Here is a 25,934-nt window from a genome sequence, read left to right as displayed (position 1 = left end):
CGGTCTGCTAGCAGGCGGCCCTCCGGTCAGTCGACCTCTTCGTAGGTCGCCGCGTAGTCTACCGGGAAGTTCACAGAGCGGGCGATGAAGCAGACCTTGTGGATCTCGTGATGGACGGCGTCGGCCTTGGCCAGGTCCGCGCCGCGCTCGACCAGGATGTGGGGCTTCAGCGTCGCCCGCAGGAAGCGGCCCGCGCCGTCGGGCGTGCTCTCGCCCACGCCGATCGGCTGGTCCTTGTAGCCCTTCACCACGATCCCGGCGTTCGAGGCCAGGTGCAGGTACCACAGCATGTGGCAGGCGCTCAGCGACGACAGCAGCAGGTCCTCGGGATTGTGCAGCGTCGGGTCGCCGCCCAGCAGCGGGTCGTTGCTGCAGTTGACCACCGGCTTGCCGGGCGTGGCGATGTTCCAGGTGCGGTCATAGCCGCGATAGGTCCGCGTGCCGTCGCCCCGGTCGCCGGTCCATTCGATCAGGCAGGTGTAGTCGTGCTGCTTGGCCATGGGCGGTGCTCCTTCAGCGGTCTTGGGGCGGGACGTCCTGGAGCCGCGCGGTCATGGCGGCGACCTCGTCGCGGTTCCAGCGGCTGTGTTTGCGGGATTGGCCGGCGGGGTGGAAGCCCAAACCGAGTGAAATGTCCGGCGCGCGATAGGCTCGCCGGGGGCGGATCGGCCGCGCCGTCAGGCCGCCGCCGCAGGTGGGGCAGACGTTCCGCAGCACCCGGTCCGCGCAGTCGGCGCAATAGGTGCATTCGTAGCTGCAGATCCGCGCGTCCGGCGCGTCGGGCGGCAGGTTGCGGTCGCAGAGTTCGCAATTGGGTCGAAGCTCGAGCATGCAAATCCCCTGGCGGTGGTTCCGCCCGCTATCGCGAACGGCCGCCAGGGGAAATGACGAAGAAGCCTCGTTTTCGGCCGAAGGGCCGGATCAGGCCCCGTAGAGGATCGAGATCGTCTCGGCCACGCAGGCGGGACGCTCCTCGCCCTCGATCTCGATGGTGCATTCGTTCTTCAGCTGCAGGCCGCCGGCCTTGGGCTCGACCGACACCAGCTTCTGGCGCATGCGCACCTTCTTGCCGACGCGGACCATGCCGGTGAACCGCACCTTGTCGCAGCCGTAGTTGATGCCGCGCGTCACGCCGGTCACCCGCAGGATGTCGGCGCCCAGCATCGGGATCAGCGACAGCGTCAGGTAGCCGTGGGCGATCGGCCCGCCGATCTCCTTGGTCGCGCGCTCGACGTCGACGTGGATCCACTGGTGGTCGCCGGTGGCCTCGGCGAACAGGTTGACCCGCTCCTGGCTGACCTCGACCCAGTCGGAGACCCCGATCTCCTGGCCGACCAGGCTGGCGAGGTCGGCATAGGCGACTTGCTTCATGGCGTTTTGCTCCCGAGCGTTCTTGTAAACAGTTGTTTGGTTGGTCGCACGAGCGGGCCTCGCGGGCAAGCCGTCCCCTGCGTCCGGCCGGGCTTGGCGGTCAGAACAGCCGCGCCTGCAGCCACAGGATCGCCGGATAGACCGCCAGCCAGGTCCAGAAGAAGCGGTTGAGGCCGAACAAGCAGGCGTTGGCCAGGTGGAAGGCGGCGGCCACGGCCAGGCCGGCGATCAGCGTCGGGCGCGACAGCAGGGTCAGCGGAAAGGCCAGCTCGAACAGGATCACCGCCCAGGACATGACGAGCAGCACGCGCGGCCGGTCGGACCAGCGCCGCAGGGCCTCGCTGACCGGATAGGCCGAGAACCGGAACACGTCGCGCAGGGCGCGGCCGCTGCGCCAGTCGGGGTTCACGATCTTCACCCCGCCGGCGATGAAGTAGGACAGCACCAGCTGGACGCCGAGATAGCCGAAGGCCAGCTCCTTCCACTGCGGCATGGGCAGGAGGCGCGACAGCGTCAGGCACCACAGCGCCAGCAGGCCCATGCGGTCGCTGCCGCCGTTGTAGGGCCCCTGGAAGCGGTGGAGGATCAGCAGCGACAGGACCGCCAGCCCGACCAGCGGCCAGGGCGAGGCGACGCCGAAGGCCAGCAACAGGCACAGGACGATCCGGCCTCCGAACAGCACGCGCTCGTCGCGGAAGCCGCGCAGGTGCTCCAGACCCTGCTGGATCAAGGCCAGGGCCAGCAGGATCTCGGTCAGGCGGGCGGCGGCTTCCAGGGTCATCGGGCGATGTCCGCCAGGCGCCGAGGCGCGGACTGGAACAGCACCTCGCGCTCGATCGCCTCGCCCTGACGACTGAGGAAGACCAGGCGGAACGACAGCCACGGGGCCGCGTCGTCTCGGCCCCCTGGCGGCAGGTCGGCCGCGATGCGCTTGAAGAGCTCGTCCTGGCTGTGGTCGGTGGGATCGTCGACCAGCCGCTCGGCGCACGCGACGACGAACAGGGTCTGGTTCCAGCGCGGGTTCCAGACGAGGCGACCCAACATGGTCGTGACCGAAATCCGCTCAGGGCGAGGCCGAAACTCGCGCCAGTCGCTGGCCGCCTCGTCCTTGGCCGAAGTCAGGGCGTACTCGACGCGCGGCGACGGCGCGATCACGTCGAAGAAGTTCCACGACGGGATCAGGGCCGGCAGGAGAAGGCGGAGGGGATTGAGCATGGTCCCTCCCGCGTGGACGAGGACGAATCTACGACAGGCTAACGCTTCCCTGTTGCAGACTCGGCTGTCCACTCCTGAGATGGGGCCGCCCTTCGTCCCCGGACCTTTCGATGTTCGCGCTCCTTCTCGCCGCCGCCTTGACCGTGTCCACGCCGACCGCCTCCTGTTTGCCGGTCGATCCCGCTGACCTAGTTGTCGAACGTCAGGTGCTGAAACGGGGAACGGCCGGGCCTCTGGAAGCCTATTCCGTCTCGCGCCGGGGCGAGGGGCCTCTGGGCTACGAATCCTCGCGCGTGGTGATCTACGCGGCCGACTGCCGAATTCTGTACGAGCAGGTGTTCGACGGGGCTCTGGAAACGCATTTCACGCCTATCAAGCTCGGCGACCAATCCCTCGTGATGTCGACGACCATGAGCCCCGGAGGCTCGAGCATCGGCTTCGAGCACGTTCTCCTGGGCTATGACCACGATGGTGTGTTCGCGCTGGCGCCTCGGCGCCTGACCCACTCGAACATGGACGGCTTCCACGTGGGCGACCTGGGGCGCGGACGCGGTCTGGGACTGGCGCTTTGGACCGCGATCTGGGGCGACGAGGCTCACTATGATCCGCACCGCTACCGCGTGAGGATCTACCGCTGGCGCGGTGACCATTTCAGCGGCCCGGAGACCTGGACGACACGCAAGCGTTACGACCCCGATCCCCTCGCGGTGGCCAAGGCCTTGGGGTTGCCGGTGGACCAGTCCGATCCTGAGCGCTTCAAGCTTTCGGACTGGTAGGCCGTCACCTAGACGATCCGGCTCTCGCTCTTGCCCCAGTAGGCGTCGCGGATCAGGCGCTTGTAGAGCTTGCCGGTCGGATGGCGGGGCAATTCGGCCATGAAGTCGATGCGCTTGGGCGATTTGACGTGGCTGAGGTTGGCGCGGGCGAAGGCCATCAGCTCCTCGGCCAGGGCGGCCTGGTCCACCGAGGCGTCCAGCGGCTGGATCACGGCCACCACCTGCTCGCCCATCTCCTCGTGCGGCGCGCCCACCACGGCGGCGTCGGCCACCTTGGGGTGGGTGATCAGCAGGTTCTCGATCTCCTGCGGATAGATGTTCACCCCGCCCGAGATGATCATGAAGCTCTTGCGGTCGGTGAGGTAGAGGTAGCCCTCCTCGTCGGCCCAGCCCACGTCGCCCAGGGTGGTCCAGCCGTGCTGGTTGTAACTCTCGGCCGTCTTGTCCGGGGCGTTGTGGTAGTTCACCGCCGGGCCGTTGGCGAAATAGACCGCGCCCTCGGTGCGGGGCGGAACCGGGTTGCCGTCCTCGTCGCAGATGCGCAGTTCGCCCAGCACCGCCTGGCCGACGCTGCCCTTGTGGGCCAGCCAGTTCTCGGAATTGATCCAGCAGAAGCCGTTGCCCTCGGTGCCGGCGTAGTATTCGAAGATCACCGGGCCCCACCAGCCGATCATCTGCTCCTTGACCGGCACGGGGCAGGGGGCGGCGGCGTGCACGGCCGAGGCGATCGACGACACGTCGTACTTGGCGCGGACCTGTTCGGGCAGCTTCAGCATCCGCACGAAGTGGGTGGGCACGAACTGGCCGCAGCTCACCTTGTGCTTCTCGATCAGGGCCAGGGCGGTTTCCGGATCGAACTTCTCCATCACGATCACCGTGCCGCCCAGCTTGTGCACGGTCATGCACCAGCGCAGCGGGGCGGCGTGGTAGAGCGGGGCGGGCGAGAGGTAGACGCTGTCGCCGCTGAAGCCGAACAGGCCCATGGCCATCATCTGCAGGGCGTTGGGCGCGTCGATCGGCGTGCCGCTCAAGGCCGGCTTGACCCCCTTGGGGCGGCCGGTGGTGCCCGACGAATAGAGCATGTCGCTGCCCGCCGCCTCGTCGGCGATCGGCGTCGCCGGCATGGCGTCACGCGCCGCCTCGAAGTCCTCGTAAGGCGCCTTGCCGCCGCCCACGCGGAACAGCCGCACGCCGGGGACCAGCGGCGCCAGGGCGTCGGCCACGCCGTCCAGCGCCGGACTGACGATCAGGACCTTGGCCTCGCAGTCCTTGACGATGTACTCGGCCTCGGCCGGCGTCAGCTTGGTCGAGATGCAGGTGTAGTAGAGCCCCGCGCGCTGGGCGGCCCAGGCGATCTCGAAGAAGCGGGGGTGGTTGTCCATCAGGATGGCGATGACGTCGCCGGTGTTCAGCCCCAGCGAGCGGAACAGCTGCGCCCCCTGGTTCGAGCGCTCGTCCAGTTGCTTGTAGGTCACCGTCTCGCCGGACCCCGCCATGACATAGGCGGGCTTCTCGGGTTGGGACTGGGCGTGATGGAACGGGTGCATTCGGGCCCTCGATGACGGAATGGGAAAACGGGTCTAGAATGGCTTTCTAGAAACGGAGCCGGATATGGCGCTGAGCATCAAGACGCGAGAGGCCGACCAACTGGCGCGAGACTTGGCCAAGCTGACCGGCGAGACCATGACGCGGGCCGTGACCGTAGCGTTGCAGGAGCGGCTGGATCGGGAAAAGGCGGCGCGCGCCGAGACTTCCGAGGCGTTTGTCGCGCGGATCATGGCGTTCACGGCCAAGATGCGGAAGGGCGGCGACTTCCGTCCGGTCACGCCGGAAGAATGGTTGGACGCCGGCGGCGATGATCTGGACCACGAACTGGCGGCGAAGGACAAAGCGGCGAAGGCCAAGCGCTGATGGTGATCGACACGTCGGCGATCATCGCCATCATTGCGGGCGAGCCTGTTGCTCCGGCGTTGGTCGGCCGGATCAGTGAGGCGACCACGCGGGAATTGTCGGTGGCCAGCTATGTTGAGGCGGCCACGGTGCTCTGGGGGCGAGATATCCCTCCGGAGGAGCTCGACGATCTGCTTGGATTGCTCGATGTGACCCTGGTTCCGGTCGATGAAGCCCAAGGCCGGGCCGCCATCCGCGCCCGCATCGCCTACGGCAAGGGGACCGGCCATTCCGCCCAGCTGAATTTCGGCGACACCTTCACATACGCCCTGGCCAAGACTCGAGGCGCACCGCTGCTGTTCGTCGGAGACGATTTCGCCCACACCGACCTGATCGACGCGCGGGCCTAGCAGCATCAGGCGGCCATCTCCGTCTTGGCGGCCTGGCGGATCATGTCCGAGGCCTTTTCGGCGATCATGATGGTGGGGGCGTTGGTGTTGCCCGAGACCAGGCGCGGCATGACCGAGGCGTCGACCACGCGCAGGCCGGTTAGGCCCCGCACCCGCAGCTGGCTGTCGACCACGGCCATGGGACCCGCGCCCATCTGGCAGGTGCCGACCGGGTGATAGATCGTCGAGCCCGAGGCGCGGGCGAACTCCAGCAGGGCCGCGTCGCTGGCGAAATCCGCGCCGGGGTTCATCTCGTGGTCGATCAGCGGGGCGATGGCCGGCTGGGCGGCGATCTTGCGGGCCCATTTCAGGCCCGCCACCGTGACCTCCTGGTCCAGCGGATCGGACAGGTAGTTGGCGAAGATCGCCGGATAGGTCGAAGGATCGGCCGACTTGATCCGGATGCGCCCCCGGCTCTCGGGTCGCAGCTGGCACGGCGCGATGGTCAGGCCCGGCGCGCCCTCCAGCTCCATCTTCTGCTCGTTGAACAGCTTCTCCAGGTCCATCGTGGCCGGCAGGATGTGGAACTGGATGTCCGGCTCCGCCAAATCCGGGCGAGATTTACAGAAAGCGGCGATGTGGGCCGCCGACAGGGTCAGCAAGCCCTTGCGCTGGAAGAGGTACTTCAAGGCTTCGGCCGCCAGGCGGCCGCCCTTGCTCTGTTCGTTGACCGACACCGTCCCGGCCTTCAGGCGGAAGCGGGCGCCGGTCACGTAGTGGTCCTGCAGGTTCTCGCCGACGCCGGGCAGGTCGTGGACCACCGGGATTCCGTGCTCGGCCAGCAGCTGGCCCGGACCCACGCCCGACAGTTGCAACAGCTGCGGCGAATTGATCGCCCCGCCGGCCAGGATGACCTCGGCCCGCGCCTTGGCGGTGCGGACCATGCCGTTCTGGATGAACTCGACGCCCACGGCGCGCTTGCCCTCGAACAGCACCTTGCGGCCCAGGGCGTTGGTCTCGACCTGCAGGTTCGGCCGCCCCATGGCCGGGTGCAGATAGGCCACCGCCGCCGAGCAGCGCTGGCCGTTCTTCACGGTCAGCTGGTAGTAGGCCACGCCTTCCTGCTGGGCGCCGTTGACGTCGGCGTTGCGCGGGATGCCGGCCTCGACGCAGGCCTCGACCACGGCGTCGGAGATGGGGTTGGTCTCGGTGACGTCCGAGACGTTCAGCGGCCCGCCCGTGGCGTGCCAGTCGTCGCAGCCGCCGCGCTCCTGGTGCTGGGCCTTGCGGAAATAGGGATAGACGTCGTCCCAGGCCCAACCCTCGCAGCCCAGCTGCCGCCAGCCGTCATAGTCGGCCTGCTGGCCGCGGATGTAGAGCAGGCCATTGATCGAGGACGAGCCGCCCAGCACCTTGCCGCGCGGCCAGACGTGCGAGCGCCCGCCGGTGCCGGGGTCCGGCTCGGTGGCGTACAGCCAGTTGACCTTGGGATCCTTCAGGGTCTGGGCGTAGCCGACCGGGATGTGGATCATCAGGTTCGACATGAACTGGGACGGGTTCTTGGTCGGCCGGTCGTCGCCGCCGGCTTCCAGCAGCAGCACCTTGCGCTTGCCGTCCTCCGACAGCCGCGCCGCCAGCACGCAGCCGGCCGAACCGGCGCCCACGATGATGTAGTCGGCCTCGATGATCGACGTCATCGGATCCTCCCTTCACCGCCCGCGTGTGGTCCGCGTGATCGGTGTTCACCCGAACAATGCGCGGGTCTGGCGAAGACGCCAAGGGTGTCGTTGGGGAAGGGCGCGCAAGCGGTTGCGAGTGGTTCATACGCGTGTTTGAGTGCGGCTGAACTGGAGGAAGAACATCATGGCCGCGCCGACCTTCGAGACCCTGCTCTACGCCGTCGAGGACGGGATCGCGACCATCACCCTGAACCGTCCGGACAAGCTGAACGCCTTCACCGCCCGGATGATGAAGGAGATGATCAAGGTGTTCGACCTGACCGACGCCGACGACGCGGTGCGGGCGGTGATCGTCACCGGCGCCGGCCGGGCCTTCTGCGCCGGGGCCGACCTGTCGGGCGGCGGCTCGACCTTCGACCGCACTGCGCCCCAGGCCCTGGAGCGCGAGGAGGGCAAGGTCGGCGACGTCTATCGCGACGGCGGCGGCCGGGTGACCCTGCGGATGTACGAGAGCCTCAAGCCGATCATCGCCGCCGTGAACGGCCCGGCCGTCGGGGTGGGCGTGACCATGCAGCTGCCGATGGACATCCGCCTGGCCTCGACCGACGCCAAATTCGGCTTCGTCTTCGCCCGCCGGGGCATCACGCCGGAGGCCGCCTCGTCCTGGTTCCTGCCGCGGCTGGTCGGCCTGCAGACGGCGCTGGAGTGGTGCTACACCGGCCGGGTGTTCGGCGCGCAGGAAGCGCTGGACCGGGGTCTCGTCCGCTCGCTGCACGCGCCGGAGGACCTGCTGCCGGCCGCCCGGGCCCTGGCCCGCGAGATCGCCGACAACACCGCCCCGGTCTCGGTGGCCCTGACCCGCCAGCTGCTGTGGCGCATGGCCGGCGCCGACCACCCGATGGAGGCCCACAAGGCCGACAGCCGCGCCATCCAGTCGCGCGGCGCGGCCGGCGACGCCAAGGAGGGGGTCAGCTCGTTCCTCGAGAAGCGCCCGCCGGTCTATCCGGACAAGGTGTCCAAGGACCTGCCGGACATCTGGCCGGAATGGGGCGAGCATCCGTTCCGGTAGGGGCCCCTCGCATCCGCCCTGGAAAGCGCTATATCCCCGCCCATGGCCGAAGCTTTCAACGACAAGACCCTGACCGCCGACAAGGCCGCCCGCTACGCCGAGGTGGCCGACGAGATCGCCTCGGTGCTGGACGGCGAGACCAACCTGACCGCGCGCATGGCGACGGTGGCCTCGATGCTGGCGTCCAGCTTCGACCACTATTTCTGGACCGGCTTCTACGTGGTCGATCCGCTGAAGGACCGCGAGCTGGTGGTCGGGCCCTACCAGGGCACCCTGGGCTGCCTGCGCATCGCCTTCGGGCGCGGCGTCTGCGGCGCGGCGGCGGCCACGGGCCAGACCCAGCTGGTCGAGGACGTCCACGCCTTTCCGGGACACATCGCCTGCGACAGCCGGTCCCAAAGCGAGATCGTCGTCCCGGTGTTCGACGCGGCGGGGACCTTGCTGGCGGTGTTCGACGTCGATTCCGACAAGCCGGCGGCCTTCGACACCGTCGATCAGGCCGGAATCGAGCGGATTCTGCGGGCGACCTTCGCCTGATCGCAATCTCCGCGCGATCCGTCGGCCGCCCGACGAATGTGGCGCCTGTGTTGCAGTCCTGATCGACAGGATTCCCTAACCGGGACCGGATAGGACACGGCGATGCTGGATGTTGAGACCCTTCACCCGCGGACGTTGAGCCAGGCCGACCTGGCGACCTGGCGCGAGATGGCGGCGGCCGAGCCGGCCTTCGCCGGCCCGTTGCTGGGTCCCGACTTCGCGCTGGCCGTCGGCGCCGTGCGCGACGACGCCAGGGTGGCGGTGATCCGTCGCGACGGCGAGACCGTGGGCTTCCTGCCGCATCATCGCCGTCCCGGCGCCATGGCCCGGGCCATCGGCTCGCCGCTGTCGGACTATCACGGCCTGGTCTCGCGCGCCGACGCCCGCCTGGACGCCGCCGAGGTGCTGCGCGCCGCCGACCTGACCGCCTATCGCTACACCGGCCTGGTCGACCCGCACGGCGTGTTCGGCCGGTCCGAGCAGAAGACCGCCCACGTCATCGACCTGGCCGCCTCGGGCGGCGACGCGGCCGCCTATCTGGAGGCCGTCCGCGCGGCCAGCCCCAAGAAGATCAAGAACTGGCGCCGGCTGGACAACAAGCTGGAACGCGAGATGGGGACCATAGAGCTGGTCGCCCCCGACCGCTCGCAGGAAGCCTTCGACCAGCTGATCGCCTGGAAGCGCGAGCAGCTGGAGCGCACCGGCGTCCACGACTTCCTGCGTCCCGACTGGGTGCGCGGCCTGCTGACGGACCTGTTCCTGAAGCAGACCGGGCCGTTCCAGGGGCTGATGATCAACCTCTACGCCGGCGGCCAGCTGGTGGCCGGCCATTTCGGCGTGCGGCTGGACGGCGTCTACCACCCGTGGATCGCCTCGACCAATCCGGCCTATGGCGAATGGTCGGCAGGCCAGATCTTCTTCATGCGCGCCATCGCCGCCATGCCCGAGTTGGGCCTGCGCCACTACGACCTCGGCCCCGGCCACGACCACTACAAGGGCGCCTACGCCCTGAGCCAGGTCCGGATCGGCGACGGCACGGCCACGGCCGCGACCATGGCCGGCCGCGTGGCCAGCTCGCTGGACGGGGTTCTGGCCCTGGCCGGATCGCACGGCGCCGGGCCGGTCGGGCGGCTGAGCCGGCGGATGGAAGCCATCGCCAGCGTCGAGCTGACCCTGGGCGGTCGGGTGCGCGGCCTGGTCGACGCCTTCGCTAACCAAGCGCAAAGGCGAGGCGGCTAAGCTCCGCCAAAGCCTGGAGTCCGCATGCGCGTCACGGTCATGATCCCCACCCAGCGGCGTCCGCACGGCCTGGCCGTCGCGGTCCGTTCGGTGTGCGCCCAGGAAGGCGTCGATTTCGCCGGCCTGGAGCTGGTGGTCGTGGACAACGACCAGGCGCCGTCGGCGCAAGGGACCGTCGCCGAACTGGCCGGGCAGGCGCCGTTTCCGGTCCACTATGTCCACGAGCCGCGCCCCGGCGTGGCCCACGCCCGCAACGCCGGCATGGCCAAGGCGTCCGGCGAACTGATCGCCTTCCTGGACGACGACGAGGAGGCGCCGGCCGGCTGGCTGGCGGCCCTGCTGGCGGCCCAGGCGCGCTACCAGGCCGACGTCGTGTTCGGCCCGGTCCGGGCCCGCGCCCCGGCCGGCGTCACCGCCCATCGCGACTATCTGGAGCGCTTCTTCTCGCGCCTGGGTCCCGCCGAGGCCGGGATCATCGACCACTATTACGGCTGCGGCGACAGCCTGCTGCGCCGCGCCGCCTTGCCCGACCCGCTCGCGCCGTTCGCCGTGGAGCGCAACCACATCGGCGGCGAGGACGACATGCTGTTCGGCCACATGAAAGCCGGCGGGGCGCGCTTCGCCTGGGAGCCGGCGGCCTGGGTCTGGGAAGACCCCGTGCCCGATCGCCTCAGCCTGGACTACACGATCCGCCGCGCCTTCGCCTACGGCCAGGGCCCGACCTCGCACTGCGCCGCCGCCGTCCCGCCCGACCGCGTGGGCGTGGCCCGCTGGATGGCGGTCGGGGTGGCGCAGGGCGCTCTGTTCGGCCTGGTGGCCGGCTTCAAGTGGCTGACCCGGGCGGGCGACCGCGCCGAATGGCTGGACCGCGCCGCCCGCGGCCTGGGCAAGACCCTGTGGTGGGGCCCGTTCAAGATCCACTTCTACGGAAGGACCGCGTCGTGAGCATCATCAGCGACTGGACCGACGACAAGGCCAAGGCGTTCGGCCGCGAGAACCTGGTGTTCCGGCACGGCCTGCACGAGCGGCCGATGTTCGACGACGAGGGCCTGGCGCGCCTGCTGGACCAGTATCCGCGCGAGCACCTGGGCGTCTTCACCATGGGGGAGGACCCCAAGGCCTGGACCACCTGGCGCAAGGGCGCGGCGGGCAACCTGACCGGCGACCAGCTGCTGGAGGCCGCCAAGGCCGGCCGCATCTGGCTGAACCTGCGCAAGACCAACGACTTCGTCCCGGAATACGCCGCCCTGTGCGACGAGATCTTCGCCGAGAAGGAGGCCCGCGCGCCCGGCCTGAAGACCTTCAAGCGCGACCTGGGCATGCTGATCAGCAGCGCCAACGCCCAGGTCTTCTATCACCTGGACGTGCCGCTGGTGTCGCTGTGGCAAATCCGCGGACAGAAGAAGGTCTGGGTCTATCCGGTCGCCGACCCCTATGTGGGCGAGCTGGCGCTGGAGAAGATCGTCCTGAAGGAGACGGCCGAGCAGTTCGCCTTCGATCCCGCCTGGGACGCGGGCGCCCAGGCCTATGACCTGACGCCCGGGACCATGGTCACCTGGCGGCAGAACGCTCCGCACCGGATCGAGAACGGCCCGATGCTGAACGTCTCGATCTCGATCGAGTTCATGACGCCGCCGGCCCTGATGCGGGCCAACGTCATCTACGCCAACGGCGTGCTGCGCCGCCGGCTGGGCGCCCGGCCGCGCATCCAGGACGGCTTCGGCCCGACGGCTCTGGGCAAGCTGGCCGTGGCGCGCGGGGCCAAGGCCCTGAACCTGCAGACCCCGCACGTGCGGCATTTGCCGGTGACGTTCGGGCTGGACGCGAGCCGGCCCGGGGTGCTGGTCGAGCGGGGGTGAGCTCGCGCATTTCCCTTAGCTTTTCTATGGGTCGTCATCCCGGGCCTTGTGCCCGGGACCCCTCTGTCCACCGCAAGTGCGAGTGGGGCGGTTCGCTAGCGAACCGCTTGCGCTTCACGTGCGAACTGAACCAGGGGTCCCGGGCACAAGGCCCGGGATGACGGCTGAAAAGGGGAGTAAAAAGCGCGCCTCGCGCTGGGCGTGCATCGCTCCGCGTGGTCCGATCCGGAAAACGGAGGGGCTCCAATGCGTCCGATCCTGTTGCTCGCCGTGTTGGCGACCGTATCCTTCGCGCCTTCAGCCCACGCCGCCCCGTTCAAGCCCGCCAAGCCCCCGCCCAAGGCGGCCGACGACGCCCTGTCCAGCGGTCCGAAGGCCTATGTCGGCGCCTGGAGCGTCGGCAAGGACGGGGAGGGGGCCGACGTCTGCACGGTCCGGTTCAATGCGGCCGGGGTGATCGGCGGTTTCCAGTTGGTGGCGCCGAAGGCCTGCAAGGACGCGGTTCCCCGCTGGGACGACCTCTACGCCTGGCGAGTGGGCCAGAACGGCGACATCGTCATGGCCGACGCCACGCGGCGCAGCGTCTATGTGTTCCACAAGCTGGACGACGACGTCTGGGCCACCGAGGGCAGCGACTGGGAGCGGCTGCTGCTGCAGAAGGCGACGAAGGTGGGCGTCGGCAAGTAGGGTCTTCAATGTTCCATGAGGTTGTCATCCCGGCCGTAGCGGAGCGGAGAGCCGGGGCCCAGGGCAACCCGCAGTGCGCCGGCCCCTGGGTCCCGGACAGCGCTGCGCGCTTCCGGGATGACAACAGGTGGAGCGGACTGGGGCAGGCGCGTGGCTGCGACCTCCGCCACCACGCCCCATCCGCCTCGCGAGAGCCTCATCGCGCTCGCCCCCGCACGGCCAGCCAGCCGCCGATCCAGCACAGCGGCAGGCCGGTGACGGCCAGCAGGATCGGGTACCAGTGCGGCCCCAGGCCCAGGTTCCAGGTGGCGATCACCCCCGCCGTACCGGCGATCAGGCCCAGCACGCCCAGGATGAAGGCGTGGCGCAGCGGGGTGTTGGGCGCCAGCCTGGCGGTGATCCAGCCACCGAGCAGGGTGAAGACGCTGCGATAGGCCAGGGCCAGCAGGTTCAGTAGCGGATCGTGCATCCCCTGTTCCGGCGGCGGATAGACCTTGGCGGCGTGCAGCACCGCGTCGGTGGCGGTGGACAGCACGACCACGACCAGGAAGCCGGCGATCACGGCCAGCACGCTCCGGCCGATGCTCTGGGGCGAGGTACGCAGGGCAAGCTCACTCATCGACGGTCTCCTTGGGAGCTGTTGAAGGAAAGACGTTTGGGTAGGGCCCGGCACGACATCGCCGGGTCGGATTTTCTTCGAAGCGCGGTGGAGCGGCTGCGAACGGCCGGATCAGGGCCGCGCCGCCGCCTTCTCCAGCGCCCGCATGGCGTCCTTGCCGATCCACCGCGCCGAGGCCTCGGGCGAGGCGGCCAGGCGGCGGGCGGTCTCGAGCGCGGCGGCTTTCAGGACCGGACTCTCGCGCAGTCCGATCGCCCGCAGCGCCCAGTTCACGGCCTTCTTGACGAAGTTCCGATCATCGCCGGCCGCGCGTTCGATCAGCGCCAGGCCGTCCAGGAACGGCTGGTCGTCGCGGTCCTTGCCGTGCAGGGCCAGGCAGGCCAGCAGGGCGAAGGCGGCCCGGCGGCCGAACTCGTCGTTCAACGGGGCCCAGGCGGCGATCCTGGCCCAGGCGTGGGGCGAGCGGTCGAACAGTTTGAAGCAGGCGGTGTCGACGATCGCCCAGTTGTCGAACCCGGCCCGCCAGGCGTCCATCTGCTGGGGCGTCACCTGCTCGACGTCGTCGACCAGGCAGGCCAGCATCCGCGCCTCGTAGACCCCGGTGGCCCACAGGGCGGCGGCCAGGTCGTGGTCGCGGTCCAGGCGCTTGGCGATCTTCTGCAAGTTGGCCATCGACACCCCCAGGGCGGTGGGCGCGACGATGCCGAACCGGTTCAGATTGGCCAGGTCGTGGGCGGTGGCCGCAGACCGCAGGGCGGCCATGGCGTCGGCGAGGCGCTGATCCATGGCCTGTCCCCTTGTTGCCGCGGTCAGACGGTTTCGAGCAGGGCGTCGAGACGGCTGTAGCCGTACTCCATGCCGTCGGTCATGCCGCTGACCAGGGCGCCCTGGCGCGCCTGTTCGTTGGCGTAGATCACCGAGGTGGTCAGGATGGTGCGGCCGCCGGCCTCGCTCAGGGTGGAGGTGACCGTGGTCTCGCCGCCGGTCCAGTTGTCGTCGAACGCCTCGTTGTGGACGATCCGCTCCGGCGCGGCGATCTCGCGATAGACGCCGGCCATGCCCATGTCGCGGCCGTCCTCGTTGCGCCAGACATAGCGGAACTTGCCGCCCACCCGCAGGTCGATCTCGCAGACCGGCATGGTCCAGCCCGGCGGGCCCAGCAGCCAGCGCTTCACCAGCTCCGGCTTGGTCAGGCAGTCGAAGATCATCTCGCGCGACGCGGCGAAGGCGCGGGTGAACACCACCTCGCGATCGCCAGCAGTGACGAAGGTCAGCTTGTCTTGGGCCATGGTCCGTTTCCTTCTGAACAGGGAGGGCGCTTCAGCGCCCCTGGGTGGATTTCAGTTCGTCGAGCAGGGCGTCCAGGCGCTGGAAGTTGGCCTCCAGCGTCCGGCGGTAGGCTTCCAGCCAGGCGGTGGCCTCGGCCAGGGGCTTTTCCTCGACCCGCACCGGACGGCGCTGGGCGTCGCGGCCCCGCGAGACCAGTCCGGCCTTCTCCAGCACCTTCAGATGCTTGGAGATCGCCGGCTGGCTCATCGAGAACGGCGCGGCCAGTTCGCCGACCGAGGCCTCGCCGTCGGCCAGCCGCGCCAGGATGGCGCGCCGGGTCGGATCGGCCAGGGCGGCGAAGGTGGCGTCCAGCGTCGCCGGGCTTCCATAACTCATCAGTTCCATAACTAAATGGTTATATTCAATCGAGCCGGCCGTCAATCCCCGCCAAAATGTCGCGGCTCCGGTATGGTTAATGAGCCGTTAGGACTCAGCCGCCATTTCTCGGTCCAGGCCTGCTGGGCCGTGGAGATTCGAGAGCATGAGCGGGTTCAATCGGCTGCCTCTGGGTTGGAGGCTGATCGTCGTCCTCGGCCTGATCGCGGGCCTGGGCCAGCTGGGCTGGGCGGCGTTCGGCGGACCGGGCCTGGTCTCGCCGTTCAGCATGGCCGGCATGGCCACGCTGGTCGCGACCCTGATCATCGGGCTCTTGGCTTGGAGTGACGCTACGCGTCGCGCCCTGGATGGCCTGGGCCGCTCGGTCGACGCCCTGGGCGCGGGCCAGTACGACCGCCCGCTGGCCTCGCCCGACACCGACGACGCGCAGGTCCGCGACCTGGCCAAGGGCCTGGACGGCGTCCAGCGCAGGCTGGCCGGCGAGCAGGCGGCCCGGGCCGCCGAGGACGCCCAGCGCGCCGCCGCCGACGCCGAGCAGCAGAAGCGGACCCTGGACCTGGAAACCTACGCCCGCACCCAGCTGACCGCGCTGAACGCCGTGGGGCAGGGCGTCGAGAAGCTAGCCCAGGGCGACCTGGTCGCGCGCGTGCGCGAAGACGCCTTCCCCGCCGAGGCCCGCCAGATCCCCAGCGACTTCAACGCCGCCGTCGACAACCTGCAGCAGACCCTGGCCGGCATCCTGGGCGCGGCCCAGAGCCTCCGCGCCGGCTGCGGCGACATCGCCGCCGCGGCCGAAGACCTGGCCCAGCGCACCGAGCGCCAAGCCTCTGGCCTGGAGCGCACCGCCGCCGCCCTCGACCAGATCACCGCCACCGTGACCAAGAGCTCGGACAACGCCGAGAAGGCGCGCGGCGTGACCCAGAGCGCCAAGTCCAACGCCGAGAAGAGCGGCAAAGTGGTGCGCGAGGCCGTCGAGGCCATGGGCGGCATCGAGAAGTCCTCGCAGTCGATCACCCAGATCATCGGCGTGATCGACGAGATCGCCTTCCAGACCAACCTCCTGGCCCTGAACGCCGGGGTCGAGGCGGCTCGCGCCGGCGACGCCGGTCGCGGCTTCGCGGTGGTGGCGCAGGAAGTGCGGGCCCTGGCCCAACGCTCGGCCGACGCCGCCAAGGAGATCAAGGGCCTGATCCGCGCCTCCAGCGAACAGGTCGACAAGGGCGTCAAGCTGGTCGGCGAGACCGGCCAGACCCTGGACCAGATCCTGGGCCAGGTGATCGAGATCAACGACCTGGTCGGCGAGATCGCCGCCTCGTCCAAGGAGCAGGCCGGCGGCCTGGCCGAGGTCAACGCCGCGGTCAACCAGATGGGCCAGGTGATCCACCAGAACGGCGCCATGGTCGAGCAGTCGGCCGCGGCCGCCGGCGCCCTGGCCGCCGAGGTCGAGGAACTGGAGCGGCTGCTGGACGGCTTCCAGGTCGGCGCCCAGATCCACGAGTACCGCCCCCGCCAGGAGACGCGCCGCGAAGTCCCGGCCGCCCCGCGCCGCGAAGCCTTCCGCGACCGTTACGTGCAGGGCGCCAACGCCCTGAAGATCGAGCCGCGCTCGCGTCCGGGCGGGTGGTGAGGGCTCCGGTGCGCTCGCCTTTTGGGCGAACGGCCGAGTTGGGATAAGACTAGGCCGCTCATCCGCCGTTAAGGGCGTCCAGGTCTAGGTTTGAGCACGACGGGCCCGCCGTCAGGACGACCATGAACGATTTCGCCGCCCCCTTCGCCCGTCCCGAGCCCGAGCAGGCCGCCACGCCGCGCTCGCGCGCCGCCCTGCTCAAGCGCCTGGCCGACGTGGTCTGCCTGCCCGCCAGCCGCATCAACGCCTTCGAACGCGCCATGACCGCCGACCTGCTGGTCGAGATGCTGCGCGACGCGGTGGTGGGCGAGCGCGAGAAGGTGGCCCGCCGCCTGGCCAACCTGACCGAAATGCCCGGCGTCCTGGTCCGCCTGCTGCTGCGCGACGAGCTGCCGGTGGCCCGCGCCCTGCTGGAGCACTCGCCCGTGCTCAGCGACGCCGACCTGATCAGCTGCCTCTACAACAGCACCCAGGACCATCGCCGGCTGATCGCCCAGCGGCGCGGGGTCAGCGAGGTGGTGGCCGACGCCCTGGTCGACATGGACGAGACGGGGGTCACCGAGGTCCTGCTGAAGAACGACCTGGCGCGCTTCAGCCACCAGGGGCTGGAGAACATCGTTGCGGCCACGCGCGACAATCCGCAGCTGATCCCGCTGCTGCTCAAGCGCGCCGAGCTACGGCCCAGCCACGCCTATGTGATGTTCTGGTGGTCGGACGCCGAGGCGCGGCGGACGATCCTGCAGCGGTTCGCCGTGTCGCGCGAGATTCTTCAAGACGCCGTGGGCGACGTCTTCCCCCTGGCCTCGGCCGAGGGCTGGCAGGACCCGCTGTCGCGAAAGGCGCTTCAGTTCATCGAACGGCGTCAGCGAAATCGCGCCGCCATCGACAAGAGCCCCTACGACAGCCTGGAGGACGCGGTCGCCGCGGCCCAGAACGGCATGACGCGTGAAACGGCCGAGGAGATTTCGTACCTGTCGGGCCTCAAGCCGATGACCGGGGCCAAGATCTTCACCGATCCGGGCGGCGAGCCGCTGGCGATCCTGTGCAAGGCCACGGGCCTGCCGCGCGGCGCCGTGCGGGCTTTGTGGCGGGGGCTTCGCCGGCCCGACACCGACGCTTCGGGCGCCGTGGCGCCGGCGCTGGAGCGCGTGCTGACGGCCTTCGACACCATCGCCGTGGACCGCGCCCAGACCATGCTGCGCTACTGGAACTGGTCGCTGTCATCGGCCATGACCCCGGCGCTCCTGAAGGCCATCCGCGAGGGCGACGAGGCCGCCGTGGACGAGTATTCGGTGCCCCAGCGGGCGGCCATGTTGGCGCTTTCCCGAGATTTCGCACGCTAATCGACCATAGTCGCTGAGTGTGTTCAGCGACTATGGTCTGTCAGGAATAGAGATTTCTGACAACTGAAGGCTGTGTCGGCGATTGGTCATACCAGTCCACACGCGCCGCAGAACCGTAGATACCCGCACGTCTATGTTGCTCGCGTGTAATAATCTGCTATCCAAGACTGCATTGGTTCCTGGGGGACCAGTATGAGTCGGGGGAGCGACAAGAAGATGGACAGAGAGTCCGACCTCATTGAAGTCACGGCCGGAGTGGTCGCCGCCTATGTGGGCGGTAACACCATCGCGGCGGCCGACGTGCCGGGCCTGATCCGCAGCGTGCACCAGGCTCTGTCGAACGTGGGAGGCAAGGCCGAGACGGCCGATGTCGGGCGCGAGCCGGCCGTTTCGGTGCGGCGTTCGATCACGCCGGACTATCTGATCTGTCTGGAGGACGGCCGGAAGTTCAAGTCGCTCAAGCGCCACCTGCGCACCAAGTACGACCTGAGCCCCGAGCAGTACCGGGCCCGCTGGGACCTGCCGAAGGACTATCCGATGGTCGCGCCGAACTACGCCCAGGCGCGTTCAGACCTGGCCAAGCAGATGGGCCTGGGGCAGGGCGGCCGGAAACCGGCGCGCCGCGGGCGGGCCTAGCCGCTTATCCGCGAACCGACCGGGCGGTGATCTGACAGGTCAGCGCCCGGCCGGCTTCGGCGTCCGCCAGGCTGCCCAGGGTGGTCTCGGCGATCGCCGACAGGGCCTCCTCGGTCAGGAAGGCCTGGTGTCCCGTGATCAGCACGTTGGGGAACGTCAGCAGGCGCTGGAAGACGTCGTCCTGGACGATCTCGTTCGAGAGGTCCTCGAAGAACAGGTCCGCCTCCTGTTCGTAGACGTCCAGGGCGACGCTGCCGACCTTGCCCGACTTCAGGCCGCCGATCAGGGCCGCCGTGTCGATCAGCGCGCCGCGGCTGGTGTTGACGATCATCACGCCCGGCCGCGCGGCCGCCAGGCGGTCGCGGTCGATCAGGTGGCGGGTGCCGGGCGTCAGCGGGCAGTGCAGGGTGATCAGGTCGGCTTCGCGCAGCACCTGGTCGACCGGTGCGTAGCGCACCCCGATCGCGACAAGCTCGGGATCCTCGACCAGGTCGCTGGCCAGCACCTCGCAGCCGAAGCCCAGCCGCAGGGTGCGGGCGACCAGGGCGCCGATGCGGCCCGTGCCGACCACGCCCGCCGTGCGGCCCGAGAGGTTGCGGCCGATCAGGCCGTCCAGGGCGAAGTTGTTGTCGCGGACCCGGGTCCAGGCGCGCGGGATGTTGCGGTCCAGGGCCAGGATCAGGCCGATCGTGAACTCCGCCACCGCTTCGGGCGAATAGGCGGGCACGCGGACGACGGAGACGCCCAGTCGCTCGGCCGCCTCCAGGTCGACATTGTTGTAGCCCGCGCAGCGCAGGGCCACGAGGCGCGCGCCGCCCTTGGCCAGGGCCTCCAGGACGGCCGCATCCAACCGGTCGTTCACGAACACGCAGACGGCGGGAAAGCCCTCGGCCAGGGCGGCCGTGCTGGCGTCGAGCCGGGCCTCGAAATAGCGGATGTCGTGGCCGAAGCCGCGATTGGCCGCGTCCAGGAAGCGGCGGTCGTAAAGCTTGGTCGAAAAGACGGCCACGCGCATGGGCGAACTCAGCCGGTGACGCCGATGGTCAGGACGTAGTCGGCCGTCTCGTTCCGCATCGCGGCGTCCTCGGTCATGTAGACGATGATCCTGTAGGCCCCGGCGACGGGCGTCTTGCCGGCATAGTCGCGTGCGTTCGAGCCGTTGAACAGGGGCTGGTCCACGCCGGGGGCGATCACGTTGAACCGGGCCGAGGCGTTGCGGGTCCGCAGCGACACCTTCAGCGTCTGGCCGGCCCGCACGGTGAGGGCGTAGCTGACGCCGCCGTCGGCCTTGATCGCGCCGTTCACGGTCGCCGACGACGCGCCCTTGGCGAAGCGGACCTGCTCGGTCCGGAAGGGACCTTGCGCCGGCGCCGGCGAAGACAGGCTCAGCAAGGCGAGACCGAGCAGGACGGGGATGATCGGCGCGGGCTTTCGCATGGTGGGTCCAGGCTCCCTGTCGGCTGCGTCGCAATCATAGCATGCAGTCGAGACTCCGGTGGCGGATTTGAATGCTCCAGGTTGTGTCGTGTGCTTGGCGAACGGGCAGCGCGGGCGCCTGGAAAGCGGTCGATCGCGGCGTCCGGAGGCGTCGAGTCGGCTTGAGTCTGAGCGTTCATTAACCCTAATTCAAACAATCGCTTGCGCCATCCGCGCGCCGTTTTCGCATCCGGATTTTGCCCCGGACGTTTCGCTTGCGGATTGACTCACCTCAACAAACTTAGCCGTAGGGCGTGATTTTCGCTGGCGGCGATTCTGTGCTTAAGACATAGTGAATCGTCGTGATTCCAACGGCTTGTTAAGGAATCTGAAGATGAACGCGCAGCTGAGCGCATCGGCCACGGCGGCCCGCGCTCACCAGGAGATGTTCGCCTACTGGGCGTCCCTCCGTCGGGGGGCTAGCCTCCCGTCGCGCCTCGACCTGCACCCTTCGGGCATCAAGCGGATGCTGCCCACCGTCAGCCTGATCGACGTGAAGCGCGATCTGGACGGCGCGATCGACTACCGTCTGCGCCTGGCCGGCACCGGCCTCTACTCGGTCTACGGCCGCGAGATCACCGGTCGCACCCTGGAAGACGTCTACAACACCGCCGCCGTCGAATACTGGCGCCGCGAACTGGACAAGGTCGTGACCGAGCGCCGCCCGGGCGTCGGGGTGCACAGCCTGGCCTGGAAGGGCTCGCCGCACATGTCGATCCTGTGGCTGCGCCTGCCCCTGGCCCGCAACGGCAAGGACGTCGACATGATCCTGGGCTACGACGCCGTGGTCGGGTCCCAGGTCGGCGACCAGCAGAGCGGCATCCGCGCCGCTTGAGGTCTGCGCCGCGCACCCCGCACGCGGCGATTTCCATGGCTCAGCTTGCTCCCCCGGCCTCGCCGCCTATTGTCCCGCCTGGGATTCCAGCCGAGGTTCGGGGGCAGAGGTCGGGTGACCGTCGATCGGGACGTCTTTCAGTTCATTCGCGAGCACGTGCGTTCGGTCTGGGCGCTGGAGCTGCTGCTGCGCCTCAAGCACGATCCCGGGCGCTGCTGGTCGGTCGAGGACCTGGTCGGCGACCTGCGGGCCAGCCACAGCCTGGTGACCGACAACCTGACCGCCTTCGTGGACGCGGGACTGGTGGTCGCCGACGATCGCGGCGGCTTCCGCTACCAGCCGGCCGCCGCGGTCCTGGCCAAGGTCTGCGACGATCTCGAGATCGCCTACCGCACCAAGCCCGTCACGGTGATCCGCTGGATCTCGGCCCCGGCCGAGCGCCTCCAATCCCTGGCCGACGCCTTCAAGTTCAAGGGTAGAGACCAATGAGCGGGCCGACGGTCGTCTATGTCCTCTGCATGCTGGCCAGCATGACCTGCGCGGGCCTGCTGACCCGCGCCTGGCTGCGCAGCCGCTCGCGCCTGCTCCTGTGGACCGCGATCAGCTTCGGCTTCCTGGCCCTGAACAACCTGCTGCTGGTGGCAGACCTGGTGGTCTTCATCACCCAGGTGAACCTCTTGCCCTATCGTCAGCTGACCGCCGGCCTGGCCATCGCCACGCTGCTGTACGGCTTCATCTGGGAGGTGGACGAATGAGCTTCCCGATCACGCCGGTCGAGGGGCTGATCGCCGGCGCCCTGGCCACGGGGTTCCTGGTGGCCGGCCTGTTCTTCCTGAAGTTCTGGCGGCGCACGGGCGACGGCCTGTTCTTGGCCTTCTCGGCGGCCTTCGGCCTGATGGCGGCGGGCAACGCCCTGCCGGTGCTGCTGGGCACGCCGCACGAGGAGCGCAGCGGCATCTACCTGTTCCGCCTGGCGGCCTTCGTGCTGATCATCGTGGCGGTGCTGGCCAAGAACCTGCGACGCGGCGCCTGAGCCGTTCCACCACGACCGTTGCGGTCTTGCTATTCCCAGGCGGTCAACGCAAGGTCGTGGTCTGCGTTTGCGCGTCTGGGGGCTTCTGCACATGGGTTACGTCGTCAACGGCACCGAAGCCGATGATACCTTTTGGCTGGCGGGCGACAGCGCCGGCGGCAACACGATCAACGGCCTGGGCGGCAGCGACCGGATCGACGCCAGGTTCCTCGACGACATCGTCAACGCGGGCGACGGCGACGACAGCGTCCAGATCAACGCGGCGATCGCCCGGGCCGACGGCGGCGCGGGTTTCGACCTGCTGAACGTCTGGATCATGGACATCCTGCCGGTGATCATGACCAGCAATCGGCTTACCTACAACGGCCACACCGCGGCCTTCACGGGTTTCGAGGCGCTGGACATCACGACCGGGTACGGCAATGACCAACTCACGGGCAGCGCCGGCGACGACCGTTTCTACGCCGGGGACGGCGACGACACGATCAAGGGCGAGGGCGGCGCTGACTACATCATGGCCGCCGAGGGGAACGACACGGTCTATGGCGGGGCCGGCGAGGACCAGATCTTCGGCGGCGCCGGCGCGGACATCCTGCGCGGCGACACCGACAACGACACCATCCATGGCGACGCCGGCGACGACCAGCTGTACGGCGGCGCCGATAACGACACGCTCTATGGCGACGACGGCGCCGACACGCTGCTGGGCCAGGCGGGCGAGGATCGGCTGGAGGGCGGCGCTGGAAACGACACCCTGAACGGCGGGACCGAGAACGACACGCTCTTCGGCCAGGCGGACGACGACATCCTGAACGGCGGCGACGGGAATGATCGCCTGAACGGCGGGCTCGGGGCGGACAAGCTCTACGGCGACAACGGCAACGACGAGCTTCGCGGTCTGGAAGGCAACGACCGTCTGGAAGGCGGGGCGGGCCTCGACGAACTGTATGGCGGGGCCGGTGACGACATCCTGCTGGGCGGCGCGGGCCAGGACACCCTGTACGGCGACGACAGCAGCTTCTCGCCGACCGGCCGGGACGTCTTCCTGTATACGGCGCTGTCGGATTCCACGACCGCCGCCCCGGACGTCATCGTCGACTTCACGAGCGGCCTGGACGTGGTCAACCTGGCGATCCTGGACGCCAACACGCTGGTGGCCGGCAACCAGGCCTTCACCTTCATCGGCGAGGCGGCGTTCACCGCCGCGGGCCAGGCCCGCATGGTCTACGCTTCCGGATGGCACCTGGAAGTCAATGTCGACGCCGACCTCGCCGCCGACATGAGCATCGAGTTCCTGTCGCGCGTGGCGGGGACGGGGCCCGATCCGATCCAGGTGACCGACCTCATCCTCTAAAGTTCCGATCCTGAAAAGAACGGGCCCGCTCGCGCGGATGGCGCGGGCGGGCCTCGTCTTGTCGGCCTGCCGCCTAGAAGTTCCAGGTCAGGGTCGCGCCGTAGGTCGACGGCTTGCCCGGGAAGCGGACCACGGTGTTGGCGTTGCTGCTGACCGCGCTCCAATAGTACTCGTCGGTCAGGTTGCGGCCCCAGACCTGCAGCTCCCAGCCCTTGTCCGAGGCCAGGCCGACGCTGCCGTTGACCAGGCCGTAGCCGTCGATCGCGAACAGCGGATTGCCCTCCAGGTCGGCGCTGGACTTGCCCTGCCAGCGCCCGTTCAGCGCCGCCTTCAGACGCAGGCCGTCGCCGACCTCGTGATCGAACATGGCCGTCAGGCCGCCCTGGAATTTCGGGCTGTATAGAAAGGACCGCCCATCGAAGTTCTGGGACTGACCGGCGGAGTTGATGCCGGTGTAGCCCTGGACTTCGGTGTGCAGCCAAGTCGCCGAGGCGATAAAGGTGAGGGACCGGGAAGCGCGCCAGGTGATGTCGCCGTCCAGGCCGTGGGCCTCGGCCTCGGGCACGTTGGCCAGGCGGGCGAGGGCGGTGTAGATCGGGTCGGCGAAGTACACCGACAGCTGCTTGTCGGTGTAGTCGTAGTAGAAGGCGCTGACATTGGCCTGGACCCGGCGCTGGAACAGGCCGGCCTTCACGCCCACCTCGTAGGCGGTCAGCATTTCCTGCCGCGCCGGGGCGTTCTGGGTCGAGATGTTGGCGGCGTTGATCGGGGTGGCGCCGGCCTTGGCCCCGCGCGAGACCGAGCCGAACAGCAGCACGTCCTCGGTGGCCTGCCAGTCCAGGGCCACGCGCCAGGCCAGGTTGTCCTCGTCCAGCTTGGAGGTCACCAGGCCGAAGCTCTTCTTGACCGGATCGAAGGTGTTGCACTGGCCCTGGCTGATCGGCGCGACCGGGCCGTAGGCGGTGAAGAACAGCGCCCGGTTCACGACGTTGACGTTGGGCAGCATGTTGCCGTTGAAGTCGCGCGAGCAGCCGTAATAGTCCTGCTTGTCCTGGCTGTAGCGCAGGCCCAGGGTCAGTTTCAGGCTTTCGGTCAGCTTGTGGTCCAGGTTGCCGAACACGCTCCAGGTGTCGGTCTCGATGTTGCCGACGTCTTCGTAGGTGCGGAACGCCTGGCTCATCTGCAGGGCCGTGTAGCCGCCGCTGTTGAACGGCGTGGCCAGCAGGGTCGAGCCGAAGAAGCGGATCGTCCCGACATTGGCGTTCTGGCCCAGCAGGGTGCGGTTGCTGTCGAGGATGTCGTCGTGGGCCACATAGGCCCCGACCAGCCACGAGCCCTTGTCGGTGGCTCCCTCCAGGTGCAGCTCCTCGGCGGCGGACTTGATGTCGCCCTTGGCCTTCTGGACCAGGATCTCGTAGGGCGCGCCGCTCCAGTCGAAGATCGCGTTGCGGGACAGGTCGTTGTAGCTGGTCAGCGAGACCAGCCGGACCCTGTCGCTCAGCTCCCAGCCCACGCGCAGCTTGAGGGCGTCGAAGTCGTCGTCCTCGCGGGCGGGGCCGGCGATGCCCAGGCCCGTGCCGACGTCCGTCCCGCGGGTCGACAGCGGGGCCCAGTCGGCCTGGTCGGCCTTGGTCGGCTGGTGCGAGGCCACATAGGCGACCACGCCCGGGGCGTTGAACGGGCTGGCGGCGGTGGCGGGGGTGAAGCCGATCGCCTGGGCCGCCAGGGTGTCGGACTTGTTGCGCCAGCCGGCGTAGGAGAAGTCGATGTCGACCTTGTCGGTCGGCTGGGCCGCCAGCGACAGCCGCCAGCCGTCGCGATGGACCTCGCCCAGGCGCTCGTCGCGCGTATTGCTCTTCTGCCAGCCTTCGTCGCTGTCCTCGGTGCGGAAGGCGAAGCGGGCCTGCAGGCCGGGCGCCAGGGCGCCGCTGACATAGCCCTCGAAGTTGTGGGTCTTGTAGTTGCCGACCTCGCCCGTGACCGAGGCTTCGAACATCTCGGTGGGCTTGTTGGTGACGAAGTCGATCAGGCCGGCGGTGGTGTTGCGGCCGTACAGCGTGCCCTGCGGGCCCTTCAGCACCTCGACCCGCTCCAGGTCGAACATCGGGCCGGTGTTCATGAACGGATAGGCGTAGGCGACCTCGTCCGTATAGGTGCCGACCGTCGAGGTGGCCGACAGGTTGATCGTGTTGAAGCCGATGCCCCGCAGGGTGTAGGTCGGCACGCCCTGGTAGCTCTGGCTGACCGTGAAGCTGGGCGCGATGGTTGACAGGTCCTTGGGATCGGTGACCCGCAACTGCTGCAGGGTGTCGCCGCTGAACGCCTGGATCGGCATGCCCACGCTGTTGGCGGTCTCCTCGCGTCGCTGGGCCGTGACCACCAGGGTCTCGATCGTGGGAATGTCGTCCTTCTTGGACTGCGCCTGGGCCGCGACCTGGGTTTGGGCGATGGCGGGCATGGCCGCGAGCAGCGCGATGGCCGACGTCCCCAGCGTCAGCAACAGGCGCGATTTACCTGGCATCCGAATTCCTCCCTCTGGCCGCGCCTGCATCGGACGCCGGCTCTGATGGGAGCGTGCGGGTCGCGGCCGGGGGGAACAAGCTATCGGAATTGATAGGGGCGGCCGCGTTCGCGG

Annotated in this window: 31 protein-coding genes and 1 pseudogene; 18 read left to right on the top strand and 14 right to left on the bottom strand. The window is 68.9% G+C overall.

Annotated elements, in window-relative coordinates:
* Positions 1-26 precede the first annotated feature (26 nt).
* From WAE60_RS19655 to WAE60_RS19635, 5 genes are all read right to left on the bottom strand, one after another.
* Positions 27-500, bottom strand: coding sequence for an OsmC family protein (locus WAE60_RS19655; protein WP_337688093.1), 474 nt, complete (start codon positions 498-500; stop codon positions 27-29).
* A 13-nt stretch (positions 501-513) separates the two neighbouring features.
* The gene (locus WAE60_RS19650) at positions 514-831 is read right to left on the bottom strand and encodes a DUF1272 domain-containing protein (RefSeq protein ID WP_337688091.1); all 318 of its coding nucleotides are present in this window, start codon (positions 829-831) and stop codon (positions 514-516) included.
* 90 nt (positions 832-921) lie between these two features.
* Positions 922-1,371: a MaoC family dehydratase gene (locus tag WAE60_RS19645; RefSeq protein WP_029915884.1), complete on the bottom strand. Its 450-nt coding sequence runs from the start codon at positions 1,369-1,371 to the stop codon at positions 922-924.
* A gap of 100 nt (positions 1,372-1,471) precedes the next feature.
* Entirely contained in the window at positions 1,472-2,152 is a 681-nt protein-coding gene (locus WAE60_RS19640; RefSeq protein WP_337688089.1) for an HTTM domain-containing protein, read from the bottom strand.
* The gene (locus WAE60_RS19635) at positions 2,149-2,586 is read right to left on the bottom strand and encodes a hypothetical protein (protein ID WP_337688087.1); all 438 of its coding nucleotides are present in this window, start codon (positions 2,584-2,586) and stop codon (positions 2,149-2,151) included. Before WAE60_RS19635 ends, WAE60_RS19640 begins: the two co-directional genes overlap by 4 nt.
* A gap of 110 nt (positions 2,587-2,696) precedes the next feature.
* On the opposite strand from WAE60_RS19635, the gene WAE60_RS19630 reads away from it, so the two are divergent.
* On the top strand, positions 2,697-3,362 hold the full coding sequence (locus tag WAE60_RS19630) for a hypothetical protein (protein WP_337688086.1): 666 nt from the start codon (positions 2,697-2,699) through the stop codon (positions 3,360-3,362).
* Positions 3,363-3,370: 8 nt separating this feature from the next.
* Here WAE60_RS19630 and WAE60_RS19625 read toward each other — a convergent pair whose 3' ends face one another.
* Positions 3,371-4,909 carry an acyl-CoA synthetase gene (locus tag WAE60_RS19625; RefSeq protein ID WP_337688084.1) on the bottom strand — a complete coding sequence of 513 codons (1,539 nt, stop codon included), beginning with the start codon at positions 4,907-4,909 and terminating at the stop codon, positions 3,371-3,373.
* Between the two features lie 64 nt (positions 4,910-4,973).
* Between WAE60_RS19625 and WAE60_RS19620 the strand changes: the two genes are divergently transcribed.
* Positions 4,974-5,273 (top strand): type II toxin-antitoxin system VapB family antitoxin, encoded by a 300-nt coding sequence (locus WAE60_RS19620; RefSeq protein WP_337688082.1) that lies wholly within the window; start codon positions 4,974-4,976, stop codon positions 5,271-5,273.
* Positions 5,273-5,662 (top strand): type II toxin-antitoxin system VapC family toxin, encoded by a 390-nt coding sequence (locus WAE60_RS19615; protein WP_337688080.1) that lies wholly within the window; start codon positions 5,273-5,275, stop codon positions 5,660-5,662. Before WAE60_RS19620 ends, WAE60_RS19615 begins: the two co-directional genes overlap by 1 nt.
* Before the next feature lie 5 nt (positions 5,663-5,667).
* Here WAE60_RS19615 and WAE60_RS19610 read toward each other — a convergent pair whose 3' ends face one another.
* Complete coding sequence (locus tag WAE60_RS19610; protein ID WP_337688078.1) at positions 5,668-7,338, bottom strand: choline dehydrogenase; 1,671 nt, start codon at positions 7,336-7,338, stop codon at positions 5,668-5,670.
* Between the two features lie 166 nt (positions 7,339-7,504).
* Here WAE60_RS19610 and WAE60_RS19605 point away from each other — a divergent pair, with 166 nt between their 5' ends.
* The 7 genes and pseudogenes from WAE60_RS19605 to WAE60_RS19575 all read left to right on the top strand — a co-directional run.
* The gene (locus WAE60_RS19605; RefSeq protein WP_337688076.1) at positions 7,505-8,389 is read left to right on the top strand and encodes a crotonase/enoyl-CoA hydratase family protein; all 885 of its coding nucleotides are present in this window, start codon (positions 7,505-7,507) and stop codon (positions 8,387-8,389) included.
* 42 nt (positions 8,390-8,431) lie between these two features.
* Entirely contained in the window at positions 8,432-8,926 is a 495-nt protein-coding gene (locus tag WAE60_RS19600) for a GAF domain-containing protein (protein ID WP_337688073.1), read from the top strand.
* Between the two features lie 102 nt (positions 8,927-9,028).
* On the top strand, positions 9,029-10,165 hold the full coding sequence (locus WAE60_RS19595) for a GNAT family N-acetyltransferase (protein ID WP_337688071.1): 1,137 nt from the start codon (positions 9,029-9,031) through the stop codon (positions 10,163-10,165).
* Between the two features lie 24 nt (positions 10,166-10,189).
* The gene (locus tag WAE60_RS19590) at positions 10,190-11,110 is read left to right on the top strand and encodes a glycosyltransferase family 2 protein (protein ID WP_337688069.1); all 921 of its coding nucleotides are present in this window, start codon (positions 10,190-10,192) and stop codon (positions 11,108-11,110) included.
* Positions 11,023-12,024: a hypothetical protein gene (locus WAE60_RS19585; protein WP_337688068.1), complete on the top strand. Its 1,002-nt coding sequence runs from the start codon at positions 11,023-11,025 to the stop codon at positions 12,022-12,024. Before WAE60_RS19590 ends, WAE60_RS19585 begins: the two co-directional genes overlap by 88 nt.
* A 246-nt stretch (positions 12,025-12,270) precedes the next feature.
* The gene (locus WAE60_RS19580) at positions 12,271-12,711 is read left to right on the top strand and encodes an AprI/Inh family metalloprotease inhibitor (protein ID WP_029915905.1); all 441 of its coding nucleotides are present in this window, start codon (positions 12,271-12,273) and stop codon (positions 12,709-12,711) included.
* 22 nt (positions 12,712-12,733) lie between these two features.
* Positions 12,734-12,808 (top strand): annotated as a pseudogene (locus tag WAE60_RS19575) (hypothetical protein); the annotation flags it as partial.
* Positions 12,809-12,907: 99 nt separating this feature from the next.
* Here the strand turns inward: WAE60_RS19575 and WAE60_RS19570 are convergent.
* The 4 genes from WAE60_RS19570 to WAE60_RS19555 all read right to left on the bottom strand — a co-directional run bounded on the left by WAE60_RS19570 (position 12,908) and on the right by WAE60_RS19555 (position 14,995).
* Complete coding sequence (locus tag WAE60_RS19570; RefSeq protein WP_337688066.1) at positions 12,908-13,330, bottom strand: hypothetical protein; 423 nt, start codon at positions 13,328-13,330, stop codon at positions 12,908-12,910.
* A gap of 111 nt (positions 13,331-13,441) precedes the next feature.
* Entirely contained in the window at positions 13,442-14,116 is a 675-nt protein-coding gene (locus WAE60_RS19565; RefSeq protein ID WP_029915909.1) for a DNA alkylation repair protein, read from the bottom strand.
* A 23-nt stretch (positions 14,117-14,139) separates the two neighbouring features.
* Complete coding sequence (locus WAE60_RS19560) at positions 14,140-14,619, bottom strand: SRPBCC family protein (protein WP_029915911.1); 480 nt, start codon at positions 14,617-14,619, stop codon at positions 14,140-14,142.
* Positions 14,620-14,650: 31 nt separating this feature from the next.
* The gene (locus WAE60_RS19555; protein WP_337688063.1) at positions 14,651-14,995 is read right to left on the bottom strand and encodes a metalloregulator ArsR/SmtB family transcription factor; all 345 of its coding nucleotides are present in this window, start codon (positions 14,993-14,995) and stop codon (positions 14,651-14,653) included.
* A 145-nt stretch (positions 14,996-15,140) separates the two neighbouring features.
* On the opposite strand from WAE60_RS19555, the gene WAE60_RS19550 reads away from it, so the two are divergent.
* From WAE60_RS19550 to WAE60_RS19540, 3 genes are all read left to right on the top strand, one after another.
* Positions 15,141-16,622, top strand: coding sequence for a methyl-accepting chemotaxis protein (locus tag WAE60_RS19550; RefSeq protein ID WP_337688062.1), 1,482 nt, complete (start codon positions 15,141-15,143; stop codon positions 16,620-16,622).
* Between the two features lie 122 nt (positions 16,623-16,744).
* On the top strand, positions 16,745-17,965 hold the full coding sequence (locus WAE60_RS19545; protein WP_029915917.1) for a DUF2336 domain-containing protein: 1,221 nt from the start codon (positions 16,745-16,747) through the stop codon (positions 17,963-17,965).
* A 216-nt stretch (positions 17,966-18,181) separates the two neighbouring features.
* On the top strand, positions 18,182-18,601 hold the full coding sequence (locus tag WAE60_RS19540) for a MucR family transcriptional regulator (protein WP_029915919.1): 420 nt from the start codon (positions 18,182-18,184) through the stop codon (positions 18,599-18,601).
* 4 nt (positions 18,602-18,605) lie between these two features.
* On the opposite strand, the gene WAE60_RS19535 is transcribed toward WAE60_RS19540, so the two are convergent.
* Positions 18,606-19,616, bottom strand: a complete 1,011-nt coding sequence (locus WAE60_RS19535; RefSeq protein ID WP_337688061.1) for a 2-hydroxyacid dehydrogenase — start codon at positions 19,614-19,616, stop codon at positions 18,606-18,608.
* Between the two features lie 8 nt (positions 19,617-19,624).
* Entirely contained in the window at positions 19,625-20,038 is a 414-nt protein-coding gene (locus tag WAE60_RS19530; protein ID WP_337688060.1) for a hypothetical protein, read from the bottom strand.
* A gap of 367 nt (positions 20,039-20,405) precedes the next feature.
* Between WAE60_RS19530 and WAE60_RS19525 the strand changes: the two genes are divergently transcribed.
* The 5 genes from WAE60_RS19525 to WAE60_RS19505 all read left to right on the top strand — a co-directional run bounded on the left by WAE60_RS19525 (position 20,406) and on the right by WAE60_RS19505 (position 23,299).
* Positions 20,406-20,912 carry a PAS domain-containing protein gene (locus WAE60_RS19525; RefSeq protein WP_337688117.1) on the top strand — a complete coding sequence of 169 codons (507 nt, stop codon included), beginning with the start codon at positions 20,406-20,408 and terminating at the stop codon, positions 20,910-20,912.
* A 114-nt stretch (positions 20,913-21,026) separates the two neighbouring features.
* Positions 21,027-21,401 (top strand): hypothetical protein, encoded by a 375-nt coding sequence (locus WAE60_RS19520; protein ID WP_337688059.1) that lies wholly within the window; start codon positions 21,027-21,029, stop codon positions 21,399-21,401.
* On the top strand, positions 21,398-21,667 hold the full coding sequence (locus tag WAE60_RS19515) for a DUF5985 family protein (RefSeq protein WP_029915931.1): 270 nt from the start codon (positions 21,398-21,400) through the stop codon (positions 21,665-21,667). Before WAE60_RS19520 ends, WAE60_RS19515 begins: the two co-directional genes overlap by 4 nt.
* Positions 21,664-21,945, top strand: coding sequence for a DUF5985 family protein (locus WAE60_RS19510; RefSeq protein WP_029915934.1), 282 nt, complete (start codon positions 21,664-21,666; stop codon positions 21,943-21,945). Before WAE60_RS19515 ends, WAE60_RS19510 begins: the two co-directional genes overlap by 4 nt.
* A 91-nt stretch (positions 21,946-22,036) precedes the next feature.
* Positions 22,037-23,299: a calcium-binding protein gene (locus WAE60_RS19505; protein ID WP_337688056.1), complete on the top strand. Its 1,263-nt coding sequence runs from the start codon at positions 22,037-22,039 to the stop codon at positions 23,297-23,299.
* Between the two features lie 73 nt (positions 23,300-23,372).
* Here WAE60_RS19505 and WAE60_RS19500 read toward each other — a convergent pair whose 3' ends face one another.
* A complete protein-coding gene (locus WAE60_RS19500; protein ID WP_337688054.1) occupies positions 23,373-25,820 on the bottom strand; it encodes a TonB-dependent receptor in 2,448 nt (815 codons plus the stop codon).
* Between the last annotated feature and the right edge of the window lie 114 nt (positions 25,821-25,934).

It is taken from the genome of Caulobacter sp. CCG-8 (genome assembly GCF_037402475.1).
In the GTDB taxonomy this organism is placed as follows: Bacteria; Pseudomonadota; Alphaproteobacteria; order Caulobacterales; family Caulobacteraceae; genus Caulobacter.
Note: the sequence above shows the minus strand (reverse complement) of the source record. Positions and strands in the feature narration are given on the sequence as shown.